The organism is Shewanella decolorationis S12, assembly GCF_000485795.1.
GTDB lineage: Bacteria > Pseudomonadota > Gammaproteobacteria > Enterobacterales > Shewanellaceae > Shewanella > Shewanella decolorationis.
In genome coordinates, this window is sequence record NZ_AXZL01000067.1 from 132,603 (window position 1) to 151,601 (window position 18,999).

Genomic DNA, 18,999 nt, shown 5'->3' on the forward strand with positions numbered 1-18,999 from the left:
TAGCTTCGCGCAAATTTGCCAAGTTCTTTATTAGTCAGCCAGCGGCTTGAGTGTTAAACTGCCGCTAATCCCGCTTGCCGCTGAGCATCGGCAGCCCAAATCGCCTCGCGCTCCCACGGGGAACCGTGCCCAGGCGCTGATGATAAGGATGATATTCGAACCCCATGGTTAACACGCCGACATCGCCAAATCAGGAGACTGCCGAGCACGCGCATCAGGCGATGCCTCAAGAGACGACTGCGGCCGCAGCGCCATATTCGGCGACGCACCGTCGCGGTTCTACACTCAAAAAGCGCCTAAAACAAAGCCTGATTGCCACCACTGTGACGGGCCTGTTAGCTAGCGCGGCGCTAACCATTTGGATAGTCAACAGCCAAACCGAAGCCCTGATCCTTCGTGTCGCAAATTACGCATTAAGCGGTATGGACAGTGAGCTTAGCGATATTCGTTTAGGCCCCATGGGTTTAGAACATTGGCAAATTCGCTCTGCGAGTCTACGCGTACATGACTCGCATTTAGTGATTAATAATCTTGATATTCAGCTTGAACTCAACTGGCCCAAAAGCCTTGAAGAACTGAAGCAACTTGTCCAAGTTGAGAGTTTGACTCAAAAAATCAAGCGCATTAGCACAGGCGAGATAGACGTTGAACTCGGCGCATCGCTGCTGGAGCGAAGCCCCACCATCGCCGATGAACAAACACCGGCGCTGGCGTTAAATATCAAATCGTTGCCCTTAATTGATATAGGTAAAACCACACTCAGATTAGCACCGCAGTCAGAGCTTCCCGCCTATCAGCTGGTGATGGATAAACTCAGCCTGAATCATCAAGGTGAATTAACCACAGCCTTTAGTAGCCCAGAGGGTGAGCCGTTAGCCGAGCTTGCCGCCACGCTTGGCAACGAACAATGGCGCCTAAAGAGTGAGCTTAATATCGCACCGCTACTGGAAAACCTGCATCAAATTGGCCTGCGCCAAACCCAAGGGAGCATCCTCAGCCAATTAACCCTGTGGGATCAACAGTGGCAGCAACTTGGGATAGGATTAAGTGGGCAATTAAGTTCTGAGAGTGCAATGACACTCGCCAGCGGCGAAATTACAAGCCGCCACCGCATTCAGCAACCCAGCATCAGCTTAAGCCATTTTGCCGACTTAACGCTCGCGCCGCAGCCGGCTTTAGGGTTTGAGCTTAGTGGATCACTTGCCTCACTCAATCTCACCCTTGAGCCCTTTAGCCTTGCGCTTACGCCGAATGCGGCACAGCACACCCAGCTATTAGCGGCACTTAATCAGTCTCTGCAATTGAGCGATGAAAACTCTCAAGCGCTCCTTACCCTGCTCTCGGGGCTGAAAAGCACCGAGGCACCCGTGGGTCTTGGCCTTTCGATGACGGCGCCGCTGCACTATGCGCTGATATCTCAAACGAGCCCCCATAAACCAATAGCGCTGCCCGCAATAGAGTTAACCACCCTAGGCAGTAAGCTTGAGACGCGTATTCACTTACAAGATATCCAGTTAACGCCCACGCCAGATGCTTGGAATGTCGCGAGCCGCTGGCAACTGGCGCTTAAACAAACGACCCCACTGTCGCTGCGGGAGCTCTGGCGCGCAGCCCCGCAGGATCTCAGTTGGGGCGCGGGAATGTTGCAAACGGCGGGTCATGTCAGTGTTGCTCAATCGGCTCAAGGACTGAATTGGCAAATCAGCACTGCGCCAGTGACGAGTGACTCAAGTGACTCAAGCGACACTCTGCAATTTGCGCTGGAAGATGTGCAGCTACAGCAAACGGCGCAAGCCGCCGAGCATCAAACGAAACAGACGCAGTTAAGCCTTGGCAGTATTCAGCTCAACGCCAAGGCCCCCATGGCCGCAAGCGCAACTCCCTTAGCGGCTAAGGATACGACTGGCGCACAATCGACCGAGTTTGCCTTCAAGCTGCCGCCGCTCTCACTTGCCTTGTCGCAGCTGCGCGTGAGCCAAACGGTAGAGAATCTTGCGGGCACCGCCGCGACCGCAATACAGAGCAGTCGCAACGATATTAGCCTCAAGGCGTTCACCCTTGAGACATCAAAGCCGATGCTCCTCGATTACTCGTCATTGCAATCCATTGCAAATACTATTCAATCGAGTCATTTGACTAATCAAGTTAACTGGCAAGCACAGCAACTCTTGATTGAAAAGCAGCTCAGCGCCAAAGGCCGAACACGTAAGCAGACTGTCCTTAAACTGGATAATTTGGCACTCGCGCAGACGTTAAACTGGCAAAACCAGCGTATTAACGGTCATGAACAGTGGCAAGTCGGCACGGTTGAGCTGCAAAGTGACCATCAATTACAGTTCGCCACGCCTCACAAGCCTCTGCTGTTAACGGGCCAGTGGGTTGTCGATACCAGCATGACAGAGGCTTTGTCTTTGCTGAATCAAACCCAGCCCTTGCCCGCTGAGTTAAATGTGACTGGTCATAACCAATTACAGGCACAATTTAAGCTGACACATGAGCCAGAGCAGACCCAATTTGCCATGCAAATTACCCAGTCGATGACAGAGCTGGAAGGTTTTTATCAAGACACGACCTTTGAAGGCGGGAAATTACAGGCCCAATGCGAGTTCACCTGGGGACAATCCTATAAGGCGCCGCAAGCGCCAGGCTATTTCAGCAGTTTAAGTCGGCTGAACTGCCCGCAGACCATGATGACTTTTAACTTGTTCGATCCCGGCTTCCCCTTGACCGATATCGAAGTAGAGGCCGATATTGTCCTCGCCAAGGATGCCGAAAAGCTTCCCGACAATTGGCTGCAACAACTCACGGGCTTGAGTGATACCGACGTGTCGATGACTGCTAAGGGCAAAGTATTGAGCGGCCAGTTCTTACTGCCTGATTTTAATTTAAAATTGCAGGACAAATCCCACGCCTATCTATTATTGCAGGGCATGAGCCTTGAGGAAGTGCTGCGCATTCAGCCGCAAATTGGTATCTATGCCGATGGTATTTTCGATGGTGTATTACCCGTGGATTTGGTCGATGGCAAAGTCTCGATCAGCGGTGGCCAACTGGCGGCCCGTGCGCCCGGCGGTCTCATCGCCATTTCGGGTAATCCTGCGGTCGATCAAATGCGCCAATCGCAGCCTTATCTCGATTTTGTATTTTCGGCGCTAGAACATTTAGAATACAGCCAGTTATCCAGTAGTTTCGATATGGATCAAACCGGCGATGCCAACTTATTAGTGGAAGTCAAAGGCCGCAGCCGAGGGATTGAACGCCCCATCCACTTGAATTACTCTCATGAAGAGAACATGCTGCAATTATTCAGGAGTCTTCAGATTGGTAACGATCTGCAGGACAGAATCGAAAAATCCGTGAAGTAACAAGGAAACCTCAGTGAAGATCATTCAATTACAGCAAGTGAGTTTAGGTACATTGCTGCTACTGGCGGCATTGCAAGGCTGTGCGCCAACAGTAAAGATTGAGCCGCCTGACAAACCGATTGTGATTAATCTCAATGTGAAAATTGAACACGAGATAAAAATCAAAGTGGATAAGGAGCTAGATCAGCTTCTATCAGATGATAAGTTGTTCTAATCACAAAGAATTGAGGAATATACAATGAAATCAATACCACTCAAAACCCTGCTACAAAAGCCCACATTACTGCTGTTGCTCGGCCTGAGTTTATTCAGCTTAAATGCCTTTGCCATGTCATTGCAGGAAGCCAAAGCCCAAGGTTACTTAGGTGAACAGCTCAATGGCTATTTAGGCCTAGTGCAAAATAATAGCGAGGCCAAGGCCGTGATGGACGATGTGAATAACAAACGCCGCGCCCATTACGAAACCATCGCTAAAAAGAACAATATCTCCGCCGCCGATGTGGCCAAACTTGCCGGTGAAAAAGCCATTGCCGCCACAGATAAAGGCAACTATGTGCAAAACGCCCAAGGAAAATGGGTTAAAAAGTAATCCGCTTTCTAACGCTCTAGCGCGTAAAAACAAAACGGATAGATATAAACAAAACGCCTGCATTTGCAGGCGTTTTTATCAAAGTTCATGATTAGTACTTTACAAAGAAGCCAAAATACATTGCATTCTCCCTCTATCCCTTGTGCCAGTATAATATCTATGTGGATCCAAACTAAATCAGGTCTGAATAACACTACGACGAAAAATTGAGACTGAAATGATTAAGGCCAATATATTGAAGCTGTGATAATGCTAAGTCGCTACCGCACACTACAAAATGATAACGCTAAGGGAGGCAATTTTAGGATTAACATTGATAATGAATCATGACTGACTCACTCGCCACTGAAGCAACAACATGTAGAAATAAAGAAAAAACACTCAAAGAATCTATCCAAGTACTGATAGTACTTTAACCAAGCACTTTAATAGGACAGAAATTCATCATATTTGAGCAATAGTACCGCTATTGATATCACTATCAATAAATGACGACCCATTGCAATCAGCTCACATCAAATAAAGAGACTATGGGAACAAAACTATGCTGCAACAACATGGCGCTGTACACGTAGTGGGTGTAAGCGGTTATGCATCACTTTAATAGTTTCAAACTGCACCATAGTTTTTGCGCCGGATAAAACACACTCTGGCGATAATAACATCACTAAAGCCGATTGCAGGGTATTTTCAACGACTAGCACTAACGCACGTTGCTTTTGGCATTTAAGCTCGAATATTTTACCCACATCGCTATATACGCACACATCGCTAGTATCAAAAAACCATGATTTTGGCATTTGGGGCGTTAACATGAAATGGGCCGCAGTAGCGTTAAGCGCTATTTGCACTATCGCAGCATCGGTAAGTGATAAGGTTTTGGGCAACTTATCGAGTAAGCTCATATAGAATTTGGCGTGCGCAATATTAAATTCCATGCTTGATAAGGCATCAGGAATTAATGATTTTGCTTTATAAGCCGTCAGAAATTCGATCTCGGAACCTAACGAAACGCCTAAGACACCATACGAATCGTTATATTTCCAGTGCCAATCCTTTTGTGGCAATAATAACATAACGTTTACCTACTATTTGAACACTGGCACATCATAGTAGATATTTTATTCAATATCAAAATAAAAATAATAAAATACAATTTAGTTAACAATTACTTATTGGATCTATTTCAAGATCCATACTGCGATCTAACGATCATTTTAGATCGCAGTCTTTTAAAAGAGATCTTAGCTTAGATCAATAGATCATTATTTTAAGCGGTAAGCTTCAACAATCTCTTTAATTAATTTCGGACCTTGATAAATAAAACCTGAGTAAATCTGCACCATAGTTGCACCCGCATCAAATTTAGCTAACGCATCTTCGGCACTGTTAATACCGCCCACACCAATGATCGGGATCTGTCCATTTAAATAAATCGATAATTGTTTGATCACTTTTGTCGAGAGCTCAGTTAATGGCTTACCACTTAACCCCCCACTTTCATTGGCATTGGCAAGGCCACTTACACCGTCGCGAGTTAACGTTGTGTTAGTCGCAATCGCACCATCAAACTTGTTTTTAATCAAGGATTGCGCAATATTCTCGATTTCTTCCGTGGTTAAATCTGGCGCAATTTTAAGGGCAATTGGCACATACTTTTTATGCTTTTCGGCCAACTCAAGTTGCTTTGTTTTTAATGCGCTTAATAATTCATCTAATAGATCGCCATATTGCAGCGATCGTAATCCAGGGGTATTCGGTGATGAAATGTTCACCGCAATATAGGCTGCATAAGGATAAACTTTGTCCATGCAGATCAAATAATCGTCTTTTCCCTGCTCTACTGGCGTGTCTTTATTTTTACCAATATTGACCCCGACCATAATATCGGTTTTCTTAGCGATCAAATTTTTGACCAGATTATCGACACCTTTGTTATTAAAACCCATGCGATTAATGATCGCTTTTGCGGGTTTTAATCTAAACAAACGGGGTAAATCATTACCGGGTTGTGGTCTTGGAGTCACTGTTCCGACTTCCACATGACCAAATCCCATCGCATGAAAGGCATCGATAGATTCACCATCTTTATCCATACCCGCGGCTAATCCCACTGGGTTTGGAAAAGTCAGTCCCATAAAGCTGACGGGCGCTGGTGCGATATTCTGGGCATAAAATGCATTGAGTGGGCTATTGCCGGTCATTCTCAAGCTGCCTATGGCCAAATTATGCGCTCGCTCAGGATCCATCTGAAACATGACTTTCTGTGCGATTTTATAAAACATGTACTTTCCTCGACCTAAAAAAAGCCCCGGCGATCGCCAGGGCTTCTGATTGTTATAAAAGTTTACTTTTGGCCTTCACAATGAAGGATCAGAAGGTTCAGTTCACGTAGGGCGACAGAGAACTTAGCAAACTCATGGCTTTGCGATGTTTTGAAGTCAGCTAGCATATGGAACCATCTTTCCAGCAGGGCTTGATTAGTATCAATCCACTGGGAAATAACGCTCTGAGCGTCACAGGTTGCAGTGCACGTTCTTAAGACCACTGACGTCAACGCACGTTGTTGCCAATCCAACTCTTCCCTAAAGGCTGCACGAGCAAGCGCTTGCCAATGGTTGGCCACTGGCTGTGCACTGATCTGTTCAAGGAACCAGTGTAGCTCAACACGAGCACCGAGTTTGAAATAAGTCTCAGCAACAAGTGCCACAGTCTTCTCTTCTGCCTGCGCAATTTGCGCGATATCGAGTGTAGAGAAAAGAGTGCTCATATTTGCAACGGTAGTCGCAACATCCTGAGGAACATTCTCTTTCACAAGAGCGTTGATCTCAGCTTGGATACCTGCAGCTTCATCTTCTGCTAAGTAGGCATGAACATTGGCTTTCAGTTGTTCAAACACAGGTTTGAAGAAGGCAACAGTTTGCTCAATGCTCCAGCTACGATTGCGATGACGTAGGAACCAGCGGCATGCACGACGCATATTGCGGCGTAACTGGTGCAACATTTCGCCCTGGACCACAGCAGGTACAATACCGTTTAAGTCAGTGATCGATTTAGTTAGTTCAGCTAAACCAAATACTTCGCGAGCCATAGTGTAGCAAATCGCAGCGTCGGCAACTGAGGCTCCAGTCTCATCTTGCATACGTTGAACGAAGTTCAGCCCCATGTCATTAACCAATTCGTTGGCCAATGACGTCGCGATAATTTCACCACGTAGTGGATGCGTTACCATTCTGTGGCTGTACAGTTCCTGAAGTTTTTTCGGGAAGTAGGCAATGAGCAACTGACTCAATAGCGTGTCTTCGGTAATTTCAGGTGTTAACAGTTGTTCTTTCAGTACCATCTTAGCGTAAGCCACTAGCACTGATAGCTCAGGACGTGTTAATGCACGACCATTGGCTAGACGTTCGGCCAGCTCTTCTTCCGATGGTAAGAATTCCAAGGCGCGGTCTAGCTTGCCTTCTTTTTCCAGATATTGGATAAAGCGAATTTGCTCTTTTAACTGCTCGGCACCACGAACTTGAGTCACCGAAATAGTACGGGTTTGATCTTTACAATCCTGAAGTACGATTTGGCCAACTTCTTCGGTCATCTCTTCCAATAAACGGTTACGTTGCTTGAGTGTCAGTTCACCCTCAGCGACTAACGCGTTTAATAGGATCTTGATGTTAACTTCGTTGTCTGAACAGTCCACACCACCCACGTTATCCACGAAGTCAGTGTTGATACGGCCTCCGTTAGCCGCGTATTCGATACGACCTAACTGAGTACAACCTAAGTTACCACCCTCACCCACGATCTTGGCGCGTAGTTCACGACCATTGACGCGCAGAGCATCGTTCGCGCGGTCGCCCACTTCAGCATTCGTTTCGCGTGATGACTTAACATAAGTACCGATACCACCGTTCCAAATCAGATCCACTGGCATTTTCAGCAGCTCTTTCATCAGTTCAGTTGGTGTCATCGAGGCCTTTTCCGTTTCCAGCATTTGCTTCATTTCAGCAGACAATGGAATTGACTTAGATGAACGCAGGAAGATACCGCCACCTTTAGAGATCAGCTTGCTATTGTAGTCTTCCCAGCTTGAACGTGGCAGCGCGAACAAACGGGCACGCTCTTCATAACTGGCCGCAGCATCTGGATTAGGATCGATAAAGATATGCATATGGTTGAATGCAGCCACAAGTTTTGTGTGCTTAGACAACAACATACCGTTACCGAATACGTCACCCGCCATGTCACCAATACCTAAACAGGTAAAGTCGGTAGTTTGACAATCGATACCCACTTCGCGGAAGTGACGCTTAACAGATTCCCAACCACCTCTGGCCGTGATACCCATTTTCTTATGGTCGTAACCGTTACTACCGCCCGAGGCGAAGGCATCACCTAACCAGAAGCCATATTCGAGAGAAATCGCGTTAGCGATATCCGAGAAGGTTGCGGTGCCTTTATCCGCCGCGACCACTAAATACGGATCGTCTTCATCGTGACGGACTACATCCACTGGGTGAACGATTTCACCGTTAACAATGTTATCTGTGATATCGAGCAGCGCACGGATAAAGATGCGGTAACATTCTTGACCTTCGGTGAAGAAGGCTTCACGACCACCTTCTGTTGGCAGTTGTTTACAAACGAAACCACCTTTTGCGCCCACAGGCACAATGACAGTGTTTTTCACTTGTTGTGCTTTTACTAAGCCAAGCACTTCGGTACGGAAGTCTTCACGACGATCAGACCAGCGCAAACCACCACGAGCCACTTTACCGCCGCGTAAATGCACACCTTCAACCCGTGGCGAATAAACGAAGATTTCGAATTTCGGCAGCGGACGCGGCATTTCAGGGATCATTGAAGGCATGAACTTGAAGGAGATATAGCTCTTCGGTTCACCTTTAGCATCTAATTGATAGAAGTTTGTCCGCAGCGTCGCATTAATCAGATCGAGGTAACGACGGATAATACGGTCATCATCTAAGCTCGATACTTCGTCTAAACGTAGGTTGATCTGTTCCATAAACTTGCCCAATGTGCGGGTCTTGAGTTTTGGATTGAACTTACGGATAAACATTTTTACCAACAAATCAGCGATTTGTGGATAACGGCCGAAGGTTTCTTCGATGTAGGCTTGGCTGAATGTCGCATCGATTTGACGCATGTATTTAGCGTAAGCACGCAGTACAGAGACTTCACGGCCCGTTAAGCCTGACGCCAGAATGATGCGGTTAAAACCGTCATCTTCTAATTTCTTTTGCCACACTTGAGAAAGTGCAGTTTGGAATCTGTCTTGGCTGTCAGCGATGTTGTCGGTATTGGCGACTTTAACTGTCATTAAGAAGTCTAAGATCCAGAAGGTAGAACCGTCTGAGGTCGTCACTTCATAAGGGCGCTCGTTGATCACGCGCAGACCAAAGTTTTCCAGCATTGGCAGTACGTCAGAAAGATGGATTGGTTCATCTTTATGGAACAGTTTTAAACGCACTTTATTGTCGTTCAGTGCAGTTTCCTGCGGTTGATAGAACAACATGCCTAACTTGTGTTCGTCATCCAGCGCTTCTAGTTGTTGCATATCCACAACAGCCGAGCTTGGTAATACGTCTTCTTTATAGCTTTGTTCGAAGGCGTTAGCGTAACGCTTCATCAGATGAGTACCGGCTTCTTCACCTAAGGCAGTGTTTAGCGCAGTATTTAACTTATCTTCCCACGAGCGTGCCGCTTCAATTAAATTGTTTTCAATGGCAGCCACATCTACATCCATATTATTGTTATCAACTTTGACAATGTAGTGAGTACGGGCCAGGGTTGACTCGGAGAAATACGTCGTAAACTCTACATCTTCTTTGCTGTTGAAATGCTGAGCCAGAATACGCTGGGTATCTTGGCGAAGTTTAGTGTTATAACGATCTTTTGAAACGTACACTAAACAGGATAAGAAACGACCGAAACCATCTTTGCGAACAAAGAGTTTCAGTTTATCCCTGTCTTGCATCTCGAGCACACCATGCGCCGTGTGTGCTAAATCATCCACATTGGCTTGGATTAGCTCATCGCGCGGCAGGTTTTCGAGGATATTCAGCAGGGCTTTATAATCGTGAGAACGCGGTGTTAAACCTGAACGGTCTAATACGCGCTGGACTTTTTCGTTCAGCAGCGGGATCTCACGTGGGCTGCGGTTATACACGTTTGAAGCGTACAAGCCGATGAATCTGTCTTCACCGACCACATTGCCTTTCTTGTCGAAGCGTTTGATACCGATATAGTCGACATAGGCTGGACGGTGCACGCGACTCTTAGCGCTACTCTTGGTGAGGATCAGTAAACTGTGGTCTAAGGCTTCTTTACGGGCGCTGTCAGAGAAGCTTGATAATAACAAACCTTGCTCAGGTTGTGTCTTATGCTGCTTATTCATTAAACCTAAGCTAGAGGCCATATTCGGCACTAGCTCGACGTCGCCTTCAACGCGTTTTAAATCGTATTGACGGTAACCCAGTAAGGTAAAGTGATGATTATTAAGATAAGTTAGGAAGTTAATCGCTTCTTCTAACTCTTGCTTCTCACCGGGGAAAGGACGTTTAGGCAGATCTTTAATGGTTTCACTCAGCTTAGCTGACATGGCTTCCCAGTCGTTTACCGATGCGGCAACATCAGCAAGTACTGATTGGATTTCACGCTCTAGGGCTTTGATATCCGCGCTGCTGTTTTGACGATCGATTTCAATCAGGAAAACCGCTACCTGCTCAGTGCTATCAGGGCTTTGCTTCAAGTAGGTTACTTTAGTCACTTCTTGCGCTGAACGCTCAATTGCCAGCGGAGTGTGTAGCATCATATGAGCCGTAATACCCATACGATTCAAGGCCATACCAACTGAGTCTACCAAGAATGGCATGTCAGGCTGGATGACTTCAATGATGGAATGGGTTGATTGCCAGCCGTGTTTAGACTGACTTGGGTTGAAGACTCTGAGGTGAGTTTCCCCCTTAGGAGTTTTGTTTAGTGCATTCCATAAACTGAGAACCGCACCGTACAGATCGCTGTCGTTACGCGCATTAAGGTCGTCTTTCGACATGTGGGCATAAAGGCAGGTCGCGAACTGTTCAACTTGCTTGGCTTGTGAATTAGGGACTTTAGCGTGAATTAAACTGACTACATTTTCAAGTAGTACTGAAGGCATTGCATCTTTCAAGGCCATGTTGCTGTTTCCTTAAGCGTCTATGGCAGCGCTTTTTTTCATTATTTGGATGCTTCGGCTTAACGATCTTAGAAAATTAGTGTGATCCAGATCGTCGCGCGAAGTTTATTACTAAATCCTCTGTATTTCGAGGAAAATTTTAGTGGTACATCCTCTGTAAATCCAGTATTGGCGTAAAGATGGCACAACAGTTGAGCAAAAAATCAAAAAAACAGCGTTTATATTCAAACACAATGGGGAGTCTAAACTCCCCATGCGTATTACCTACTTAGGTTGGCGCCAGAATACAGCCGCTAATGCGGGTAGGATAATTATGGCACCTAACATATTTACCACAAACATGAAGGTAAGCAGGATCCCCATGTCCATTTGGAACTTAAGCGCCGAGAAAAACCAAGTGCTCACCCCAATCGCTAATGTCAGGCCAGTGAATATCACCGCACTGCCCCGCTCGACTAACGCTTCATAGTAGGCTTGCTGTACTGGCATCCCATTCGACAACTTAGACGACATAGTCGACAGGATATAAATACCATAGTCAACCCCAATCCCCACACCCAGCGCAATTACGGGTAAGGTACTGACTGCTAAGCCAATATTGAGCTGTGTCATCAGCGCCTGCGCCAACGTAGAGACCACGTAGAGTGGAATAATTACCGCCACAGTCGCCTTAAATGACTTAAAGCTGATAAGACAAAGCACAAATACCGCGCCATACACATAAATCATCATAGGCAATTGCGCTTCCGCCACCGCTTCGTTGGTCGCCGCCATCACCCCAACTGGGCCTGATGCCAGCTTAAATTGCAGCTTATCATTGTCCATTTTGGCCGCGACCGCTTTCACCTTGGCAACCACTGTCTCAATAGTTTCTGCCTTGTGATCCTGCATAAATAGATACACAGGCATCACAGAGCAATCACCATTTAACAAGCCCGATGTTGTTGGGATCTGGCCAATCGCTTGCACTAAACTGGCGGTAGTACGGGGCAGCACTTCCCATCTTGGGTTACCTTCGTTAAAGCCCGCATTCACTTTTTTGGCTACAGAAGCCAAGCTCACGGTTGATTCAACCCCTGGGGTATTACGCACTAACCATTCAAACTCGTCGATTTGGCTTAATACATCGTGGTAAGTACAGGCCTCAGGGCTCGCTTCCACAATCACTGTCATCACATCGGTGGTGATTGAGAAATGATCTGTGATGAAGAAAGTATCCAAGTTATAGCGAGAATCCTGGTGCAGAGCTGGCGCACCGCCCTGTAGATCGCCAATTTTCATCTGATTAGCCTGTTGCAGACCCGCAAAATACAAGGCAATGGTTGCCACAATCACTACTACCGCGTATTTAGGCGTGGCAAATTTAGCAAGATAACGCCAAACCGCCTCGGCACGCACTTCATCTGCCGTCGGCTCGCACTTTGACGACACGTTAAGCTCAGTGAAGGAAATCACTAAGGGCAACAGGATCAGGTTAGTGAAAATAATCACGCCCACCCCGAGGGAAGCCGAAATCGCCAGCTCACGAATGATTCCGATATCAATGGATAAAAGCGTGATAAAACCGACCGTATCAGAGAGCAGCGCTACCCCACCAGGCACCAATAAGCTACGAAATGCAGAAGCTGAAGCCGCCTTGGTGGTTTGTCCATCAATGACTCGGCGTCTGACCGCGTTGATCATCTGTACCCCGTGACTCACCCCGATGGCAAAGACGAGGAATGGCACCAGAATTGACATAGGATCTAAGCCAAAACCAATCACCGTCAGTAAACCGAGCTGCCAGATCACCGCCGTTAAGCTACAGACTAACGGTAAGAGTGTCAGGATGAGTGACTTGGAAAACAGATAAACCATTACGGTCGTGATCAAAATGGCAATCACGAAGAACAGTAATACGCCTTTGGCGCCATCGGCTACATCACCCGCCATCTTGGCAAAACCGATAATATGGATTTTCACCTTATCGGTTTCATACTTGCCGCGAAGTTCCTTCTCCAGCTGAGCGGCAAAGGCGATAGTATCTAAGGGCTTACCCGTTTGTGGATCAAAGTCCATCAACTGGGCCGACACCATGGCGGCACTATAATCATTGGCGATCAAGCGTCCGACAATGCTCGCTTTTTCAATGTTATCGCGCACCGTATTCAAGCCCGCTTCGGTGGTCGTAAAATCGGCGGGGATCACAGGGCCGCCCGCGAAACCATCTTCCACCACTTCAGTAAAACGGGTCGAAGGTGAAAATAAGGATTTCACCTGTGATCGGTCAACACCGGGAATAAAAAACAGCTGATCGTGAACGTTTTTAAGGGTGTCGAAAAAGTTAGGGTTAAAAATATTACCGCTGGTGTCTTCCACCGCCACCATAATGCTATTCGCGCCCCCAAAATCTTTTTGATGTTTGAGGTAGGTTTGCATATAGCTATGATTAAGCGGAATATTTTTAATGAATGCCGCATCCATTTTTAATTGACTAGCTTGGTATCCCAAAAAAACCGTCAGCAAAATAAAAATGCTCACCACCCAAGCACGGTTGCGGAATAAAAATGACTCAAATCCGTTGACCAGTTTTTCTAACATCTTATCGGCCCTGTTATTGTTGTTTTATCATTTATGGCTTCAGAGTGAGTAGCCCTTGGCTACCCGATAACCACACATTCCCTTGGTTATCTTTAGCAATCGAAACTAAGTTTTCCCCCTGGCGACGCGTGACAATACTCGCACTATCATCCTGATTTAACTGAATAACGGCGCCAGCATTCCCCACAAGATACAAGCTAGTATCTGAGTTCACCAAGGCGCCATTGATGGATGACTGCACGGGCATTTCAATCTCATCCCATTGGCCAAGGCTCAAATCCGCCTTAAATACGTGTCCCCTCAATCCCATCACGTAGACAGCATCCTGCAATTGAATGGCATTGAACATAGAGCCGTCGTAATCAAACCCAGTACGGGTAAAGGTTTTGCCCTTATCGGCCGACACAGCCACAAGCCCCAATTCCCCTAACAGTAACAAACGACCATCATTGAGCACGATCATCCGGTTAAAATGTGGCAGTAACGAGGCGCGTTCGGTCAGATAAGCGGCTTGGTCGCTATTTTTTAACTCAGCCAAATAGGACACGTCTTCTTCGGCCAGCAACTCTTCGTGGAATTCTTCTGCCCAAGTCTTGCCACCATCATGGGTTCGATAAAACAATCCATAAGCCCCAATGGCCATGCCGTCCTGCTCATTGAGAAACAGCACATCGAGGAAGGGTTTTTCAATTTCAGTTGACTGCATTTGTAACGACCATGTCTGGCCGCCATCTTGAGTGTGCAAAATAGTAGCATCGTGCCCGACAGCCCAGCCGAGTTTTTCATTTAAAAAGAACACTTTTGTCAGCTGCGCCGAGGTCGGTGTCGACACTTGTTGCCAGGTGTCTTTCAGCACGAGCACATGGCCACGCTCACCCACGGCAACTAAACGTTGTCCAGCATGGGCAATATCTAACACGAGAGAAGATGCCGCTAAGGGCTGAATTTGCGAGAAAGTCTCAGACACGGCTGAAAATGAAGGGGAAGAAAAGAAACAACCAACACTGATTGCAGCGGCGCATTGAAGGATGCGAAACGACATACAAACTTCCTTAAACTAATGAGGGGCGCTTAGCGCCCCTTATACCGTGGCTGATTAACGAATACCTTCACGACGCAGTGCATCAGGCGTGAAGTTCGCTTCACTCAGTTTGGCATCGAAGTTATACATTCCACTTTGGTTGTCTAACCCCATGGCCAAATAACGACGGGACTGCAGATCGTGGAACACTTCTAAGGTATCCCACTGTGTTGGGACTTCATAGTAGTTCAAGCCGTGGGCAACCGCCACACGGTAGAGTTCATCACGGTTGTCATACAGATCAGCAATCGACACTTGCCATGAATCTTCGTCAAGATACATCACACGGGTTTTGTAGATGTGGCGCATACCGTCTTTCAGTGTCGCCTTTACTTCCCATACGCGGTGTTTTTCCCAACGGACATACTCAGGATTAATATGACCGGGTTTTAAAATCTGATCATATTTCAACTTGTCTGAGTGCAATTTGTAGTCGTTGTAAGGAATATAGATTTCTTTCTTGCCCACAAGCTCCCAGTTATAGCGCACGGGAGAGCCGTTAAACATGTCGAAATCGTCTGTGGTGCGCAGACCATCGGATACGGTACCCGGTGTATCAAACGCAACGTTGGGTGCCTTACGCACGCGGCGTTGACCCGTGTTATAAGTCCATGCTTGGCGCGGCAGCGCCTCTTGGTCCATGGTTTCTTTCACTAACAGTGCCGTACCTGCTAAACGAGCTGGCTGAGTCACCACTTGCTTAAAGTAGAACAGCGTGTTGCTGGCCTTTAATTGATCAAGGGTGATTTCAGGGCGGGAATATTCGAAGCGAATTTCCTCAGCGGTTTCCACTAAGGTGTAGCTGCCATCGGCCGTTGGTGCCGCTTGGCTACGTGAAGTTTCCACATCCACACCACGGAAGCGCAGAATATGGTTCCAAATCGCTTCTAAACCATTGGCAGGGATCGGGAATGGAATACCAATCGATGCGCCCGCAATACCGTTACCCTGTGCAACCAGTTCAGCGCGAGTGGCGTTGGCTTTGGTCGCATCATAGACAAATTGCGGTACTGACGCGCTGCGGCGCGTTTTATACACATTCATCTTGTAAGTATCTGGGTAAAGCTCGAACAATTTCATTTGACCAGGAGTCAAAAAATCCTTGTATTGGGCTTTGTTAGCATTGGTAATGGTAAATTCAATTTTATCCTCTGGGAAAGGATCAGGGTGATGCATACCCTTAGTATAACCAGCGACAGGCTTAGTAATACCGCCATCCCAAGCCGGAATAGAGCCATCAGCATTGCCAGCCTTTTCTGCGCCTAATGGCGTCAATTCGTTACCCAGCTTGGCTGCTTCTGCTTCGGAGACTTTTGCCATCGCTGCTGGTGCTACAAGCGCCATTACGACAGCACTTGCCAATATCGACAGTTTCTTCATTGTTATAGTCCTTTAGATCGAATACTTGATATTGAAAGAAATATAATCACGATCTGACATCGCGTTGGTTGTTCCCACTCCGCCAAAGAAGTTGTTGTAGGATAAGTCCGCACCCCAACGGTTTTGGTATTCAAAATTCAGACCTAAGGCCACTGACTTACGTCCTTCGGTAAAGAGGAACATTGGATCTGGCGTAATACCGTCAACATCGTGTGAGAAAATCAACCGTGGTGACATGTTCACGCCCGCAAACAAGTTGTTAAACTCTGCTTTCGCCACCAGACGGTATCCCCACGCGAAATCTGTTGGGAATGGGTTAGTTTCTGGACCATTGTGCAGGGCTTGGATGATGCCAGGCATATCGGGATTACCGCCAGAACGTGCGGTACCTGGGCCATTAAGACGTAGTTCATCAAAACCTGGCATATCGTGGATCCATACCCCACCGACTTCAGCCAACATCGTCAAGTTATCTAATCCCAAGGTAGGACCGAATAAATGCGTGAAGGTGACTTGCGCTTGAGTGGTATCGAGGCGGATAAAACCGTCAACGGTTTCGCCAGGCTGTACACCATCAATCTGTGAAATGCCATCGAAATCGGGGCGAATACCCGCATTGGCTAACTGTTGTGGCATACCCGCAAATAGCAGTTCAACGTCATCGATTTGCAGCGGTTCGTCTTGACGGTGAGCAATTTCAGCCCCGACTGAGGTATCGCCCAATGAAGTGTTAAAACTGAAACCATAAAGCTTGATGTCTTCAGGATAAACAATTTGCGCCTTAGAGAAGCTCTTTAAGCTGAGCAGCAATTCACGGTTAATATCACCCGCGTTTTGACCGAGAACTGCAAGGTCTGACAACAGTGCGCCAGTGCTAAAATCGGCGGCGGTACCGCTGATCAGCGGACGGCGGCTGTGGTAGTTCATAAAGTAGAAACCAAACTCGGTATCGCCCAATTCAGGCGCATAATAACCTAGCTTGATACCATACTGGCCACCGTTGCTTGGGGCTTGCTCATCTTGCACTAACGTCACTTTCGTTGGATAAGCCAGTGCCATCGCCACCAATTGCTGTGTAGGAATCGTTTGACCACTTGCGATCATGCCAGCGAGTTTCTGATATTCCTGCGTCAAGAAGTCTAAATTGATATCTGGGTTGGCGTTAAAGCCTAATTGCGCGTTCTGGTTATAACCACCGTAACCGGCGAAATCGTTAGTCGCAAAAATCGAACCAGGCGTTGGGATCCAAACGGGTTCCCAGTCATATTGATAGAAACCTTCTACCGATAGGTTTTCGGTAATCCCCAATGAGGCCCACACCATACCCTGAGGACGGAAAGCTTCTTTAAGTTCCGCGCCAGGCGCGTTCAGGATGTTCAAATCGACAGGGTTGATTTCACCAATACCGTGGGCGATCAGCGTACTTTCACCCCAAGAAACCACTTGGTTACCTACGCGGATAGAAAGCGGGTTGGCACCATCGTTTAAATCAAAATTCGCGTATACGAAGGCATCCAGCAGACGGATGTCCTTACATTGCACTTCAGAAGCTTTGCTATCGCGGCAAGGATCGTATTCTTTCCCGGTTAACGGGTCATTGAAGTCGTAATTACCATCGTTTAGCTTACGATCGTAGAAATACATACCACGAACGAACAGGCCATAGTTCTCGTACTTAAGGGATAACTCGTGCAATCCTTTAACGATTTCAGATGTAGTATCACCTTGAGAATAAAGTAAATTACTCAAATCGTTGTTGCTAGAGTAAGAACCAGGTTGTGCCCAAATCTCAGCAGAAGTGTACTTTGTGTTACCAAATGCGGTGTAATTAGACCAATCAAACTGTGGTTGATTAACCTTACCGATTTGCCCATCCCAATCGCGCTCTCCCACACGCCAACTGGCACCCGCGGTCCAAGTGGAGTCAAAAGTACCTTGAACGTCTCCCCAATCGAACGCAACCGCATTAACATTCGACACCATCAATAAACTCAATGCCGACGCCACCCCCAAAGCAAGCGCCGACTTGTTAAAACTTTTTTTAACAATTTTCATTTTAGCTCTCCGTACCCTGCTGGATTCTTTGTTCTTGGAATTACAACCAACATCTTGTTAGCTCACAGGTAACATCATTATTACAGCAATTAATCCCTATGAGCAAGGCACAGTTAGAGAAAATTTTCCGAAGAATTAAGCACGTAGACACATTTATGTCATCTTGAGTAAAGATCGGATTTAAATTAGCAAAGTAGTAGATAGGAATGCAGGCGGGGAATAAAATAAAAAACCATATATTTCATTAACATAATCACAAAGAAAATATCATGTTTTCATGTTTGTAATTAGTCGACCGTTTAAAGTAATTACTCTAACCAAAAATCAACAATTTGTTACTATAACTGCTCAAGGGACACAAACTGTCCTTTGTCATCGAGCACAAGTTTAAACTGACCATGGATACCATTTTCGGTCAAAAAACGCCTAAAATGTCGACCATTAATCCAGAGTATTCGCCCTTGACGCTCACGCACTTCGACTTTATCAGCAAGACCTTGATAATAAGGCAAAAAATCTTGATAACTTAGCGTTAACTTAAAATACAATTCCATATTGATACTCAAAATAATCTGCGCCTGCTGAACCAAGCAGGCTTTATGGCGAAAATGCGTGACGTTATTCGACTCGCCAAAAAGTAAATAAACTATAAGGACTTACAGTAACTCATAATCTAACTGCTACAGCGCTGTATCACTACGGAACCTTAGATTCCACAGTATAACGCGGCTTTCCTTAGGTTTAACTTAACGAGCAA

General features: G+C 46.5%; 11 protein-coding genes. 3 read left to right on the forward strand and 8 right to left on the reverse strand.

Going from position 1 to position 18,999, the window contains the following annotated elements; translation table 11 throughout:
• The first annotated feature begins 164 nt into the window (after positions 1-164).
• The 3 genes from SHD_RS11770 to SHD_RS11780 are packed head-to-tail and all read left to right on the forward strand — an operon-like array spanning position 165 to position 3,954.
• Positions 165-3,365, forward strand: coding sequence for a YdbH domain-containing protein (locus tag SHD_RS11770; RefSeq protein ID WP_023267319.1), 3,201 nt, complete (start codon positions 165-167; stop codon positions 3,363-3,365).
• Between the two features lie 13 nt (positions 3,366-3,378).
• Positions 3,379-3,579 carry a YnbE family lipoprotein gene (locus tag SHD_RS11775; RefSeq protein WP_011716849.1) on the forward strand — a complete coding sequence of 67 codons (201 nt, stop codon included), beginning with the start codon at positions 3,379-3,381 and terminating at the stop codon, positions 3,577-3,579.
• Positions 3,580-3,603: 24 nt separating this feature from the next.
• Entirely contained in the window at positions 3,604-3,954 is a 351-nt protein-coding gene (locus SHD_RS11780) for a YdbL family probable chaperone protein (protein ID WP_023267320.1), read from the forward strand.
• A 542-nt stretch (positions 3,955-4,496) separates the two neighbouring features.
• Here SHD_RS11780 and SHD_RS11785 read toward each other — a convergent pair.
• From SHD_RS11785 to SHD_RS11820, 8 genes are all read right to left on the reverse strand, one after another.
• Complete coding sequence (locus SHD_RS11785; protein WP_023267321.1) at positions 4,497-5,030, reverse strand: cell division protein ZapC; 534 nt, start codon at positions 5,028-5,030, stop codon at positions 4,497-4,499.
• 189 nt (positions 5,031-5,219) lie between these two features.
• A complete protein-coding gene (gene pyrD, locus SHD_RS11790; protein WP_023267322.1) occupies positions 5,220-6,239 on the reverse strand; it encodes a quinone-dependent dihydroorotate dehydrogenase in 1,020 nt (339 codons plus the stop codon).
• Positions 6,240-6,301: 62 nt separating this feature from the next.
• A complete protein-coding gene (locus SHD_RS11795) occupies positions 6,302-11,146 on the reverse strand; it encodes an NAD-glutamate dehydrogenase (RefSeq protein ID WP_023267323.1) in 4,845 nt (1,614 codons plus the stop codon).
• Between the two features lie 264 nt (positions 11,147-11,410).
• Positions 11,411-13,726: an efflux RND transporter permease subunit gene (locus tag SHD_RS11800; protein WP_023267324.1), complete on the reverse strand. Its 2,316-nt coding sequence runs from the start codon at positions 13,724-13,726 to the stop codon at positions 11,411-11,413.
• A gap of 31 nt (positions 13,727-13,757) precedes the next feature.
• Positions 13,758-14,768, reverse strand: a complete 1,011-nt coding sequence (locus SHD_RS11805) for a WD40/YVTN/BNR-like repeat-containing protein (protein WP_023267325.1) — start codon at positions 14,766-14,768, stop codon at positions 13,758-13,760.
• 54 nt (positions 14,769-14,822) lie between these two features.
• Complete coding sequence (locus SHD_RS11810) at positions 14,823-16,187, reverse strand: DUF1329 domain-containing protein (protein WP_023267326.1); 1,365 nt, start codon at positions 16,185-16,187, stop codon at positions 14,823-14,825.
• A gap of 12 nt (positions 16,188-16,199) precedes the next feature.
• Entirely contained in the window at positions 16,200-18,242 is a 2,043-nt protein-coding gene (locus tag SHD_RS11815) for a DUF1302 domain-containing protein (RefSeq protein ID WP_023267327.1), read from the reverse strand.
• 338 nt (positions 18,243-18,580) lie between these two features.
• Positions 18,581-18,796 carry a DUF2835 domain-containing protein gene (locus SHD_RS11820; RefSeq protein ID WP_039978219.1) on the reverse strand — a complete coding sequence of 72 codons (216 nt, stop codon included), beginning with the start codon at positions 18,794-18,796 and terminating at the stop codon, positions 18,581-18,583.
• Between the last annotated feature and the right edge of the window lie 203 nt (positions 18,797-18,999).